10 protein-coding genes and 1 pseudogene are annotated in these 13,833 nt (G+C 64.8%); all 11 read right to left on the reverse strand.

Features of this window, described 5'->3' with window-relative positions; all coding sequences use genetic code 11:
* Window positions 1-63: 63 nt before the first annotated feature.
* Window positions 64-1,680, reverse strand: a pseudogene (asnB, locus tag SX1_RS15745) (asparagine synthase (glutamine-hydrolyzing)); the annotation flags it as partial.
* Window positions 1,681-1,690: 10 nt separating this feature from the next.
* Window positions 1,691-3,226 carry an exosortase A gene (gene xrtA, locus SX1_RS15750; RefSeq protein WP_019053764.1) on the reverse strand — a complete coding sequence of 512 codons (1,536 nt, stop codon included), beginning with the start codon at window positions 3,224-3,226 and terminating at the stop codon, window positions 1,691-1,693.
* On the reverse strand, window positions 3,223-4,446 hold the full coding sequence (locus SX1_RS15755; protein ID WP_019053765.1) for a TIGR03087 family PEP-CTERM/XrtA system glycosyltransferase: 1,224 nt from the start codon (window positions 4,444-4,446) through the stop codon (window positions 3,223-3,225). The genes xrtA and SX1_RS15755 overlap by 4 nt, the downstream gene beginning before the upstream one ends.
* Complete coding sequence (locus tag SX1_RS15760; protein WP_019053766.1) at window positions 4,443-5,516, reverse strand: FemAB family XrtA/PEP-CTERM system-associated protein; 1,074 nt, start codon at window positions 5,514-5,516, stop codon at window positions 4,443-4,445. The genes SX1_RS15755 and SX1_RS15760 overlap by 4 nt, the downstream gene beginning before the upstream one ends.
* Window positions 5,517-5,582: 66 nt before the next feature.
* Window positions 5,583-6,653 carry a FemAB family XrtA/PEP-CTERM system-associated protein gene (locus SX1_RS15765; RefSeq protein ID WP_019053767.1) on the reverse strand — a complete coding sequence of 357 codons (1,071 nt, stop codon included), beginning with the start codon at window positions 6,651-6,653 and terminating at the stop codon, window positions 5,583-5,585.
* Entirely contained in the window at window positions 6,650-7,498 is an 849-nt protein-coding gene (locus SX1_RS15770) for an XrtA system polysaccharide deacetylase (protein WP_026149817.1), read from the reverse strand. Before SX1_RS15770 ends, SX1_RS15765 begins: the two co-directional genes overlap by 4 nt.
* A gap of 44 nt (window positions 7,499-7,542) precedes the next feature.
* Window positions 7,543-9,015, reverse strand: coding sequence for an XrtA/PEP-CTERM system-associated ATPase (locus SX1_RS15775; protein WP_019053769.1), 1,473 nt, complete (start codon window positions 9,013-9,015; stop codon window positions 7,543-7,545).
* Between the two features lie 21 nt (window positions 9,016-9,036).
* Window positions 9,037-10,638, reverse strand: coding sequence for a hypothetical protein (locus tag SX1_RS15780; protein ID WP_019053770.1), 1,602 nt, complete (start codon window positions 10,636-10,638; stop codon window positions 9,037-9,039).
* Complete coding sequence (locus SX1_RS15785) at window positions 10,635-11,549, reverse strand: AAA family ATPase (protein ID WP_019053771.1); 915 nt, start codon at window positions 11,547-11,549, stop codon at window positions 10,635-10,637. Before SX1_RS15785 ends, SX1_RS15780 begins: the two co-directional genes overlap by 4 nt.
* A 14-nt stretch (window positions 11,550-11,563) precedes the next feature.
* Window positions 11,564-13,084 (reverse strand): XrtA system polysaccharide chain length determinant, encoded by a 1,521-nt coding sequence (locus SX1_RS15790; RefSeq protein WP_019053772.1) that lies wholly within the window; start codon window positions 13,082-13,084, stop codon window positions 11,564-11,566.
* A 2-nt stretch (window positions 13,085-13,086) separates the two neighbouring features.
* A complete protein-coding gene (locus SX1_RS15795) occupies window positions 13,087-13,734 on the reverse strand; it encodes an XrtA/PEP-CTERM system exopolysaccharide export protein (RefSeq protein WP_017181323.1) in 648 nt (215 codons plus the stop codon).
* Window positions 13,735-13,833: the final 99 nt, after the last annotated feature.

A 13,833-nucleotide genomic window follows, 5' to 3' on the forward strand; every position in this document is an offset into this window, starting at 1 on the left:
CTTAGTGCCGGAGCTGATGTCGAGCCCTCGCGCGCTCCATCAACCCCGTGTGCCGGATAGCCGATATTTGCCACTATTGCCCCTGATCCGCTGATTGACCGGCAGGCGCGCGGCAAATTCGACGAGGTGATGGTCGAGCAATGGCTCGCGTGCTTCCAGGCTGACGGCCATGCTCATCCGGTCGGTCTTGGTCAATATGTCGCCGGGCAGCCAGATGCGGATGTCGGCATATTGGGCGCGGTCGAGCGGATCGCGCGCAGGGGCATCGGCCATTGCCTTGATGTAGCGGTCCTCCGCACGATAGGCGCCCAAACGGCTTTTCATGTCCTGATCGTAGAGCCGGTGGCGCAGCGCATGCGGCGTGACCCCGACCGAAGCGGCATAGGCAGCCCCGCCCTCCCCCGCCAGTTCAAGGAAGGTCGATTTGGCCCGCAGCGCGCGCGGCGCCCAGTCCGCCTTGGGATAATATTTGCCGAGCGCGCCGAACAGGGGCTGACGGACTGAGGCCGGGATGAGGCCGCGTATCCGCTCCCCCTGCATCTGGAAGCGATGGCGGCGATAGCCCGCGAATGCTTCGTCCGCGCCATCGCCCGACAGCGCCACTGTGACCTGTTCCCGCGCCAGTTCGCACACGCGAAAGGTCGGCAAGGCGGAGGCGTCGGCAAAGGGTTCGTCGAAATGGAAGGCAAGCCGGTCGATCAGGCCATAGTCGTCTGGCGACACGATACGGGTGCGATGGTCGGTCGCAAAGCGGCGGGCTATGCGATCGGCAAAGGCGGTTTCGTCGAGCGAGGCGACATCGAAGCCGATGGTGCAGGTCTTGACCGCCTGGGACGAAGCTTCCGCCATCAGCGCGACCACGCTGCTACTGTCCACCCCGCCCGACAGGAAGGCGCCCAACGGCACGTCCGCGACCATGCGGGACCGGACGGCCTGCCGCATCAGGGCGACCAGTTCTTCCTCCAGTTCCTGCGGTTTCGCCTTGGTCCGATCGGCGAAGCTGACGTCCCAATAGCGTTGGGGCTGGGGCAAAGGGCGACCGCGCACCAGCCGCAGCGTTTCGCCTGCGCCCAGTTTGCGCACGCCAGCGACCATGCAGGCGTCGTCGGGGACATAGCCATAGGCCATATAATCCTCGACCGCGCTCAAATCCGGCGCGCGGCGCAGCAACGGATGGGCAAGCAGGCTTTTCAGTTCCGATCCGAAGATCAGGCTGCCGTCGGACAGCAGGGCATAATGGAGCGGTTTGACCCCCAGCCGGTCGCGTACCAGCCAGAGCGATTGCGCCCGCGCATCGAACAGGGCGAAGGCGAACATGCCGTTGAAGCGGTGGACGCAGTCCTCGCCCCATTGGCGATAGCCGTGGAGGATGACTTCGGTGTCGCTATGGGTGCGGAAGATGTGGCCCTTGGCCTCCAGTTCCGCGCGGACTTCGCCGAAATTGTAGATTTCACCGTTGAATATGACAGCGAGGCTTTCATCCTCAGTCAGCATGGGCTGCGCACCGGACTCCAGGTCGATGATCGACAGGCGCAGATGGCCGAGGCCCACGCCGGGCGCGGTCCAGATGCCGCTGCCGTCCGGCCCGCGATGCGGCATCGCGTCGAGCATGGCGCGCACTCGCGCGGGATCGACCGGCTTGGCCGTTTCGAGATGAAAGATACCTGCTATGCCGCACATGGTGACCGCCCTAGCGCAAGCCCATCGCGCGGTCAGCCAAAAGCTTCACGTCACCCATATCGCCCAGGAAGGCATTGATGGCGGCGTCGGCGGACTGGCCTTCGCCCTCTTGCGCGGAAATGAGGATGGCGACGGCGCGCTGGTCCTGTCCCAACAGGCGCGCTTTCATCGTTTCGATCTTGACCGCAGGGCGGCTGCCCGTGGGGTTTCCTGCCCCCACGACATAGAAGCTTACGACATGGCGGACCACAGGGCCGGGCGCGGTGATCTGTTCGCCACGCGCATTGGCGGGCGCGCGGGCGGGCGAGGACCAGACCCATTGGCTGTCCGGGTCCGCCGCGCCCTGACCAAAGCCGACCAGTTCGCGGCCTTCATCCTGCCGGGCATAGGCAATGATGGTGAGATCGACGACCTGCCCCTTGCCATTGCGATAATGGCCAGTGACGCGATGATCCGCACCGTCGAAGCGGGGTGTCCAGGGATAGCTTTGGGCAGAAGCGGTGCGGGTCCAGCCATCGACCAGCGGCAGATCGATCCGCGAAGGCAGCGGATCGGCGGTGGCGGCGGTGGCGGCGAGCCAGAGCGGCGCAGCGATAATCAGCACCAGGGCGATGCCGGCCACTGTGCCAGCCGACGTCCGATGCCGCACCGCCCCCTGCAACTGCGCCGGATCGAACCATGGATCGCCCGGCTTGCGATCGAAAAAGGGCCAGGCGGTGGCCATCACGACGATCATGATGATCGCGAAGAATATCCAGCCATAGACCACATGGTCGAAACCGACCGCCGCGTCCACGCTGGTCAGATGGGCGACGAGGATGGTGGCGAAGGCGCGCACGCCATTGGCCAGCACCGACAGGCCCAGCGCGCCGGTCATGAAGATGATGCGGCGCGGCCATGTGCGGAAACAGACATTGCACACCAGTACGCCATAGGCCGTCATCGCGATCAGGAATTTTGCCCCGGAGCAGGCCTCGGCCACCTCGAAATAGCCTGTCGGCGTCGTGATGAAGATGCCCTCCATATGGGCGGGCACCCCCGACAGGTCGAGGAAGAACATGGCAAGGCGGGCCGTCACCAGCTGAAGCGGCGGAACGATCTCCTCACCAAAGGGGACCATGAAGAAGGCATAGAAGAGCGGGAAGATGAGCGCGCGCGCGACCGCCGGGCCGAGCAGCGCGATCGTCACGCCCTGCAACATCATGACAAGCGCGCCATGGCGAACCATCGCCACGCCAGCCGCCGCGCCAACCAGCCAGGCCAGCGCTCCCAGCGCCAGCCAGACCAGCCCCGGCGGCCATGCCACCGGCTCCAGTTGGCGCAGGCCGGGCAGACGTTGCTGCACCAGCCAGGCGACGAGCAAAGGGATGAAAAGGCAATGGCCGAAGGTGGAGGCCGTCCACCAGATGGTGACCATCGACCAGAGATCGGCATGGAACAGCGCCAATATGGCAGAGGCAACGATGCCCAGCGCGGTCAGATGGCCGCGCCACCCGGTCCGGTCGATCAGCGGCACCCGGCCAAGCGAAAGCGCCCGAACGCTCATGCCGCCTGCGACCCCGCGTCGTGGCCGAACAGCAGATCGGGCAATCCGGCAAGTGTTGCCGACCAGCGGTAGCGCGCCTCCATCCGGGCGCGGCCAGCCAGAGCGATCCGGGCGGCGCGGGCGGGGTCGGCGAGCAGGGCAATGACCTTCGCGGCCTCTTCAGCCGGGTTGGCGGCAACCAAAAATTCGGTGTCGTCGGCTGCGTCGATCCCCTCCGCAGCCTGTGGCGAGGCCACGACGGGCCGGGCCATCGCCATGGCTTCCAGCACCTTGTTCTGGATGCCGCGCGCAATCCGCAGCGGGGCGACGACAATATCCGCCGCCGCCAGCCAGCCGCGCACATCGGGCACGCCGCCGGTGACGATGACGCCGGGCCGATCAGCCAGCGATTCGACCGCTTTGGTCGGGTTACGCCCGACAATGGCAAAGCGCGCCTGCGGGTGGACGGTCCGGATGGCAGGCAAGGTCTGTCGCGCGAAACTTTCCACCGCCTCGATATTGGGGCGATAATCCATCTGCCCTGTGAAGACGAGCAGCGGGCCAGCGCCATGGTCAATGGCGGGAAAGGCGGCGGCGGGATCGAAATAATCGAGCGCCACGCCATTTTCGAGTGCGACGATACGTTCCGGTCCCAGCCCTGACGCAGTGCGGAACAGCGCGGCTTCGGCTTCGCTGACGAAGGAGCAGGCGTCGGCGCGAGCGGCTATGGCGCGTTCGAAATCGAGCAGCACCCGCCCCTCGCGCCGGTTGATCCAGGCCATGGGGCCAGCGCCTTCCGCGCCATAGGCGGCATATTTGGCCGAATCGAAATCCACGAAATCCATCAGAAAACGGACATCGGGAGCAAGTTGGGGCACGAAATGCGCCATTTGCGCCGAATAGGCGACCACCGCCGTGATCGGCCGCTGCGCCAATGTCTGTGCCACCCATTGATGCAGGCCGGGATGGTCGAACAGGGACACAAGCAGCGACTGGCCTTTGGCCAGACCGGTCAGCCCGGCAACGACTTTCGACCGGTCGCGCCGCAACAGGCACTGGCTGGCGGCCAGCTGCGCCAGATCGCCCGCATAGTCCATGTCGCGATCGTCATCGCCAAAGCAGCCGACATGGACCGGCGCAATCTGGGCCAGACGTTGAAGCAAATGATAGGAACGGATCTTGTCGCCGCGATCCGGCGGGAACGGGATACGGTGACACAGGAACAATATGTCGCCGGTCATCCCAGCCCCCGCGCGATGTGCGGGCCGATCAAGGTCGCGATCGCTTCGGGCAGCTTCTTCCAAAGCTCCACCTTGCGCCGATATTGCGGCGAGAGCGGATTGACATCGCGCGTCTCCTTGCCGGGCGCCGTGCGCAGATAATAGCCGAGCGGTTCACCGGCAAAGCCCCAGGTCTTTTTCCAGGCCGCCGGGCCAGTGCCGACCTTTGACCGGCCGAAATCAAATGTCGTCAGTCCACGTTCGCGCGATTGCCGCATCAGCAGGAAATAGAGGACTTCGTTGGAGCGCGTCGCCCGTGCGCCCTCCGCCGCGCCATGCCAATAGGGCATGCAGGCGCCGTGATGATAGAGGCTGATGACCGCCGACAGCGGCTTGCCGTCCTTCGACACGATCGCGATGTCGGCATCCTTCCCCATATGGTCGAGCATGGCGTCGAACAGCCCACGGGGAAATACCGGCGTGCCCAGATTATGCACGCTGTGCGCATAGAGGCGGTAATGAATGTCGCGAAGCCTTTTGTCCCGGCCACATTCAAAGGTCAGGTCGTTGCCCAGTCCTTTGCGGATTTCAGCGCGATGACGCTTGGGCACGGCCTTCAACTCCGCTTCGTCATCGGCGGCCAGCGGTCGGGAGAAGCCCAGATAGGCGTCGGCCTTTTCCTGCCACACCGCGCCGTCGGGCGCTTCGCCCCCACGCAGTTCCAGCGTGGAACAGCCCAGTTGTTCCGCCAGCGTCCAGGCCGCGTCGGCGAGCGCGGAGCCAGCCCTGCGATGCGTGGTCAGTAGTCCGCCATCGACCGCAAAGCCACTGCCGACCAGCGCACGGCCAAACAGGGCGGAACGGATATAGGTGAGCGGCAGCACGCCGACAATGTCGCCGCCCGCCCGGCGCGCCACCAGCATCTTCGCTTTCTGGCCCGTTCCGGCCTCTACGCCCATGATCCAGGCGGGGCGTTGAAAGGGCGTCGAATCGGGATGCGCACAGACCCATGCGTCCAGTTCGGCGACGCAGGCTGCATCCGTGAGACGCGCCTGCTCGACGATGACTGTCAGTCCGCTCATCATATTCATCGACGTTATTCCTATTGTCGCCCCGCCAACGATCTACGCGTGGAGGCTGAACATTTCGTATCCGTTTCAACCCAGTCCGCGCGAAATGAACGGGCCGATGAAATTGGCGATCGGTAGCGGCAATTTTTTCCAGAGCGCGACGCGGCGCTGATACTGGGCGCTGCCCGGATCGATGTCACGCTGCACGCCGTCCGCCGACCAGGCGTGATAGATGAGGGGCAAGGGATCAAAGCCGAAACTTTTTTTCCACGCCGCCTGTCCGCTGCCCGCTTTCGACCGGCCGAAGTCGAACAGCGTCATGCCGCGCGCACGGCCATGGGCCATCAGGCGATAATACATGAGTTCATTGGAGCGCAGCCGCCGTGCATCGGCAAGGCCACCGCCCCAATAGGGCATGACCCGCCCCTGATGGTAAAGCGTCAGCACCGCGGAAACGGGTCGGTCGCCTTCCCGGACGATCAGAATATCGGCATCCGCGCCAAACTGGTCCAGCACGGCGCGGAACAGGCGTCGCGGGAAAACCGGCGTGCCAAGGTTGCGGACGCTCGTGGCGTAAATATGATAATGGTCCCGCAAATGGCGCGCATCGCGACCGATCTCTACGCTGAGCGCCGGATTGGCAAGCGCCTTGCGCAGTTCCGCGCGATGCTTGCGCGGGACGGCGAGGAGTTCCGCATCATCGTCCACGGCCAGCGGACGCACGAAGCCGACATGCGCTCCATCCAGCCTTTGCCAATTGTCGCCGGGCGCGGGACCGCCGCGCAGTTCCAGCGACAGGCCGCCGCGTTCGCCCGCAAGCCCCTCCGCCGCCGCCGCCAGCACGGCAATGGCGCGATCATCATCCGCCAATATGCCGCCACCGACTGCAAACGCCGTGGACACGAGCGCAGCGCCGAACAGGCGGCTGCGCACATGATGCAGAGGCAGGATGCCCCTGATCCGGCCCGACGGCCCGACCGCTGCCAGGAGGAGTGCGCGATTGCCGGTCGCCTGCTCGATCGCGTGCAGCCAGGCGGGACGATGGAAAGGCAATCCGTCGGCATGCGCGAGCACGAAGACATCGACTGCGCGCGCCTGCGCCGGATCATTCAGGTCCATCAGGATGACGGCCAGGTCAGCGCCATTACCCAGCATCATGGCGCGAGCGCCGCCTGCGCGTCAGCCAGCGCATCCACCCGTGTCCAGGCGAAATCGCGGGTCAGGCGGCGCAGCTTGGCCGCCATGACCGACAGGTTGGTATAATGGCGCAGCCGTGAGCGCAGCGGCGCGTCGGTGCGGCGCGGCTGGCCGGGATCGATTTCCCATGGATGGAAATAGATGATCGCGGGTCGCCCGGCTTGCTCATTGACCTGCCGGATCGCCCAGCGGGAAAATTGATAGGGCAGCAGCCGGAAAAAGCCCCCGCCCCCCGCCGCCAGCGTCCGCTTGCCAAGCTTCGCGGTCGTCACCGGCAGCTCGACCAGATCGGACCCGGTCACCGGCTTCCATGCAAAGCGCGGCGAATCGGGCCAGCCATAATGATCGTGCCGGATCGGCGCGACGCTGGAGGAGTAGCGATAGCCCTCCTCCGCCAATATGGTATGCGCCCATGGCGTGCGCGGGTCGATGGAGAAGCTGGGCGCGCGATAGCCGGTGACCGCCTGCCCGCTGGCATCCTCCAAGATGGCGCGCGATTTGCGCAGGTCGGCGCGGAACTGATCGGGCGTGAAGGTGAACACCCGCGCATGATCATAGCCGTGGCTGGCAACCTCATGCCCCGCGTCGGCAATGCGGCGCATCAGCGCGGGATAACGTTCGGCGACCCAGCCAAGCGTGAAGAAGGTGCCGGTCACACCCGCTTGCGCGAACAGGTCCAGCACCGCATCGGTATTGCGCTCGACACGGTGCGTCAGGCCGTCCCAGTCGGCGCGCCGGATCGTGCGCTCGAACGCGCCGACCTGAAACCAGTCCTCGACATCGACGGACAGGGCGTTCTGTATCATATGGCGCACCTTGGCCGGGCTGCCCGCACGGGGCAAGCCATGTGTCAGGCAGCAGCGCTGTCGCGCGGCGCCGCCATTCGTTCTTCCCGCTCGACCCAATCGACCAGCAGGGTCAGCACCCGGCGCAGTGCCGTGTCCTGTTCCTCGGCGCGAAATTCCAGCGATTGCAACCGCTCCTCGATCAGGGTGAAGCAATCCTTGAGCGCTTCGGGATCGACTGTCTGTGCCGGCGTGAAAGGCACATGCGCCTGCACTGCCCGCAGCGAGGAAATTTCCGCGCGCAGCGCTTCAATCTCGGCCAGCATGTCGTGGCGCAGGGCGTCGACCTGATCCGCGTCGATCGTGGCGACAGGTTGCGGCTCGATCTGTCCGGGCGGTGACTGTTCGAAGGTCGACGATTCCGCCATCTCTGGCTCCTCCTCCGCTTCCTGCGCGTCCCAAGCTTCGACCGGCTCCTCGACAGCATCGAATGCCGTGTAGAGGGGTTCGTCCATCGCAGCGTCCGGGGATGCCTCTGCCACCGGCGACTCATCGACCTGCGGCGCGGCAAAGGGTGCCGCGAAAGGCGCAGGCGCGGTAGCTTCCACCTCTTCCTGCTCGACGACAGTCTCGTTGTCGGCCTCATCTGCGATCTCAGCGGCGGGTGCCTCCTCGACCTCCGCAACGCTATCGAGCGGCGACGGCGCGACCGGTTCGGGTGCGACATCCACGTCCAGCCCCATATCGGCCACGACAGCCTGCACCACATCCGCGTCAATCTCACGCAACTGGTCGATCGCGCCCATCAGCAGCACGCGGCTGACCAAAGCATTCAGGCGGCGCGGTACGCCACCCGTCGCAGCGTAGAGCGCGTCGAAGGCGGCGGGGGTGAATGTCGGGTTGCCCACCCATCCCGCGACCGTCAGGCGATGGATGATGTAAGGCTCGACCTCCTTGGCCATCATCGGTTCGAGATGATGGGTGGCAATGACGCGCTGGCGCAATTGTTCAAGCTGGGGCGATTTGAGCAGGTCGCGAAATTCGGGCTGGCCCAGCAGGAAAATCTGGAGCAGCGACTGTCCGCCAAGCTGAAAATTGGACAGCATCCGCAATTCCTCGATCGCGGACACAGGCAGGTTCTGCGCCTCGTCCACGATCAGAAGCGTGCGCCGTCCGGCGCGCGCCTGGCCATGGAGGAAGGCTTCGACCTTTTGCAGCGTCACGGCCTTGGACATGCCATCGGTCGCCAGACCGAAGCTCTGCGCGGCGAGGCGCAGCATGTCGTCGCCGCCCACCTGGGTCGACACGATCTTGACCGCGGTCAGCCGCGCGGGGTCGATCGTCTGCATCAGATGGCCGACCAGCGTCGTCTTGCCCGCGCCGATGTCGCCGGTAATGACGATGAAGCCTTCGCCCTGCGCCAAGCCATAGCCCAGATAGGACAAGGCCTTGCGATGGGTGGCGCTTTCAAAATAATAATGCGGGTCCGGCGTCAGCTGGAACGGGCGGCTCTGCAATCCATAATATTGATCGTACATCAAAATTCTCCAACCGACCCGTTAGAAACTGTAACGCAGGCCGACCTGCCCCATCGCGCTGATCACCGTGTCGAGATCATCCGCCTTCACGCCATCCACACCGACCGATGCCGACGCCGAAAGACGACGGGTCAAACCCTTGTAATAGCTGGTGAACCCGCCATAGTTGAGAACGTCTGGGCGCGCGTCGCTGGCGTCGAAATAATTGACGTAAACAACGGTATCGATGCTGTCGCGATCGCCCAACATATAGGTCATCGACGCATTGCCGTACCAGTTCTGGTCCTTCGACCCGCGCACCAGGACAGTCTGTCCCTGCGGCGTGACGAACTTGCGCTGCGAATAACCGGCACCCACGCCCCAGCCCCACTGGCCGCGACGCAGCGAATATTGCGCCGAAACGCCGCGATAGCGGAAATTGGCGTCGGTGATGCCCGACAGCGCATCATTGAAACATTGCCCGCCGCCGGTGGTGGAGAAGGCGCAACCGGTAATGTCGCCGGTGAAGGGATTGCGCGCCACGTCGAAGCTGCTGCCCGACAGCGCGGCGGCATTGGCGGTGATCAGACGACCGAAGCTGTCGATGCCGTCGAACAGGATCACGGCAAAGCTGCTGTTCGCGCCCTGCCAGGTAAAGCTGCCCTGATAGGTCATGCCGCCATAGCGCTGACCGACCTGCGCCTGAAGCGACGTGCGACGGCTGGGCCGCCACAACACGCCCGCGTCCCAGATAATATCGTCAAATTCATAGACCAGCGCGCGCGGCGAGCTTTTGTCAGTGACATAGCGGCCGTTGCGGATGACGGGCACGCCCGCTGAGTCCAGCAGCGGCGAACGCTGGCTGATTTCGATCTGCTCATAGCCAAGACCACCGATCAGCGCGACGGTGCGCGATACCGGCAGCGTGGCGTCGACGCGGCCCCATTTGTCCTCGAACCGCTGATCGAGCTGGCTGGCATCTTCACGGTCATAACCTGCGCTGGCGGTCAGGCCGACGGGCAGCAAGGTGCCGGGGCCAAAGCCCACCGATCCCATCAGATTATGCGTCCAGCTGTCCGCGAAAGATCCGCTGACAGGAGCGTTGGAAAGGTTGGAGTCCAGATCGTCCTCGACCCGCGCATAGCCGAGCCGATAGGAAGCGTTGACGGTGATGTCGCCGATCTGCGTCGTGTAGGCCGGGCCGATATAACCGGCATAGACCTGACTGGTGTAGCTGTCGTTGAGCGTCGATGCGCCCGACAGTCCATCCGTCCGCACCCGCGATGCCAGCCCACCGGTGTGGATGGACAGGCCGCGCGCGACATTGACGGTCGCGTTGGCGATGCCGCTCAGCACATCCTGGTCACCGATCTGGTTGCTCCAGCTGAAGCTGTGATTATATTGCAGATCGACGGCGGCTTCGACCCGGCGGGTCTGGACCTGCGCCGTCACGCCTGCGGTGACATTGGTGTAGGTCAGCACGTCGCCATCGCCCTTGAGCGGCGCCATCACCACCTGATCAACGCCCAGATAGGGCGTGACATTAACGCGCCGGTCCGCGCTGGTCGTCTGGGCGAGCGCAGGGGCACTCCCCGCGGCCAGCACGGCGAGCGATGCGCCGCTGATCCACTGACGGACAGTCATGACGAACTCTTCCCCTTGGCATAATAGCTGCCGAACCGGCGACCGCCGCCGTTGAAGCGGACCGCGTTGAGCAGAAGCTGAACCTGTGCGCCGCCCTTGAGCATCCCGGCAGCATCGCGCAGCGCGCTTTCCGATGTGCTGTCGGCGCGCACGACCAGCAGCGCGATCGCGACATGGCTGGCCAGCACGGCGGCGGGCGATGCCGCCAGCAACGGCGGCGAATCAAAAATGATGATGCGTTCGGGCCGTCCTTCGGTCAGCCGTGACAGCAATTGTTCGGTGCGCGCGGACGCAAGATATTCCGTGTCGGCATTGCTGCGCTGCCCGGCAGGCAGCACTGACAGCGACGGCAGGTCCGTGCGGATGATGATATCCTCTATCGCGATCATCGGATCGGCGAGCGCGTCCATCAGGCCGGGGCCGCTTTCCAGACCCAGCGTTTCGGGGATGCCGGGCTTGCCGAAATCCGCATCCACCAGCAGGATTTCGCGATCCTTCTCCGCCGCCAGGCTAAGCGCCAGATTGATGGCGCAGAATGTCTTGCCATCGCCGCTATGGGCCGAACAGATGAGGATGCGATTGCCGCGCTCCTGCCCCTGCAACTGGGCGAGCAGGTCGCGCTTGAGCAGGCGGAACTCCTCGCTCATCGCGGTGACTACGCCGTCGGGGCGCAGGAAACCGGCCTCCTCCAGCTTGATGCGATCGATCGGCTGGACCGGGCCGGTCCAGGGCAGGGCGCGAAAGGCCGACGGTGAAGGCGACACAGGGTCGGCCATGACCGGCGCTGGTGGCAGGTCCGCCGGAACGTCGACGGCCGGGGCGGCACGACCGCGCAGGGCAGCCGAGAAATCGTAAATCTCCGTCGCCCGCTCGATCAGCGATCCGCCCTTGATGGAGCTATGCTGGTTCATGGTTCCTGGCTCCTTCACGCCATACCGCGCTGGACGAATTCGACGACGATCAGCAGCAGGCAGACAGCGGCCAGACCACCGCTGGCGCCTGCGAACCATTTCATCCGCTGCTTGTCGATGGCGACCTGCGCGGCGCTGATCGTCTGGCTGATGGAGCCTGCGACCGGCAGGCCGATCGCCCGCTCCAGCCGCGCGGCGGTGGGGAATGTGCCCTTGAGCTGCCCCATGGCGAAAGCCACGCCGACGCCCGCACCGATCCCCAGGACCAGCACAGCCAGCAACAGCAGCGGCCGGTTGGGCGCAGCAGGCGCGGTCGGCATGCTGGGCGGGTTGATGACGCGGAACTGGACGGAGCCGGTCTCGGTCTTGACCTCGCCACGCAGACGGATCTCCTCCCGATCGGCCAGCAGCTTGTCATATTGGGTTTTCAGAACCTCATAGTCGCGGTCCAGCTTTTCCTGCTCCGACGCGATGCCCGGTTCATCGACCTGCTTGGCCATCATCGTGTTGAGATCGGCCTGTAGCTGCGCCTTGCGGGTCGAAAGCGCCTGCACCGTGGCGGCGCGTTCGGCCTGCATCGACTTGATCGACAGATAGGCAGGATTGGGGGTGCCGCCGCCGCCCGAACCGGCGCCGCCGCCGGACTTGCGCAGGGCGTCCACTTCACGCTGGGCAGCGATCACGTCAGGGTGTTGCGCGGTCCAGCCGCGCGCGCGCATTGCGGCCAGATTGGCCTGCGCCTGACCCAGCGCCGAAGGGCCGCCCGAAGGGCCGACGCCCGGCAGGCTTTGCGGCGTACCCGCCAGCTGACCGTTCATGGCACTGAGCGCGCTTTGCGCCTGAACCAGTTGCGAATCGATCGTGTTGATTTCCTGCCGCGCGGCATCCATCCGCTGGCTGATCGAGCCAGCACCGGGCAAGAGGCCGACATAGCGTTGCGCAAATTCAACGCGGCGCTGGTCGGCGGCTTCCAGCTGCTTGCCCCGCGCCGCGATCTGCTGATCCAAGAAGGCAAGGCTCTGCTTGGTTTCATTGCGGTCGCCGGAGAGATTTTCCTCCTGGAAAATATCGATCAGCTTCTGCACGATCTGCTGCGAAATCCGCGCATTCGCGCCGTCCGACAGGCTGCTGTCCGCGGAAATCGCGCTGATGTCGATCATGCTGGGGTCAGCCTGCGCCATCACCGTGATATTCTCGCGCAGCTTCGTGATCTTGGCAGCGATGTCGCGGGGGCCGGACACGCTCTGCGACAGGTCAGTGTTGCGCACGACCTTTTCCAGATTTTCCGCGCTGGCCAGCGTATTGCGGACCCGGTCGAGATCCTGCTGCGACTGGACCTGGGTGATGCCCACCTTGTCCTCCAGCAGCGACTGGGTGTTTACATAGACCCGCGCCTTCGACTGGTAGCTGTTGGGGATCAGGGCGACGCCTAGCCAGCCCAGCATACATACGCCCCAGGCCACGCCGAGCGCGATCCAGCGTCGGCTCCAGACTCCGTGGAGCAGCAGAAGCAATTCTTCGTAGAGACCGGCCATGATCAGAACATGCTTTCAGGGATGATGATGACGTCGCCGGGCGCGAGCATGACGTTCGCCTTCGTGTCGCCCTTTTTCAGCAGGTCGTTGATGCGGACCTGATATTCCTGCTGCTTGCCGGTATTCTTGTTGAAGCGGACCAGCCGCGCGCGGTTGCCCGCTGCAAATTCCGACAGGCCGCCGACCGAGATCATCGCATCGAGCAGCGTCATATTGGCGCGATAGGGGATGGAGGCGGGCTTTTCCGTCGCGCCCACGATCCGCACCTGCTGGCTGAACGTTCCGCTGAAATTGTTGACGATCACGGAAACCAGAGGGTTTTCGATATATTGGGTCAGCGCCAGCTTGATGTCGTCGGCCAGCATTTTGGGCGTCTTGCCCACCGCCGGCATGTCGGTGATCAGCGGCGTGGTGATGCGGCCATCCGGGCGCACCTGAACCTTTGCCCCCAGTTCGGGGTTGCGCCACACGAAGATGGTGAGATCATCGAGCGGGCCGATGACATATTCCTCGCCCGGCCCTTCGCGGGTCGACACGAAAGAGGCTGGCGGCAATTGCGGTCCGCTGGCACCACCCGCAGCGCAGCCCGACAGGACAAGCGCGGGCAGCGATGCACCGATCAGGAGCCTGGAAACCGACACGAAACGCATAATCTCACCTCTTTGTGCGGCCATGCGCGACCAGCCGCCAAAGAGGGCAAGGCGGGCCGGTCAGCACAGGGCTTCCGAGCTCTTCTTGCCGGGAAAGGG

The sequence above is a fragment of the Sphingobium xenophagum NBRC 107872 genome (assembly GCF_000367345.1).
Lineage (GTDB): Bacteria > Pseudomonadota > Alphaproteobacteria > Sphingomonadales > Sphingomonadaceae > Sphingobium > Sphingobium xenophagum.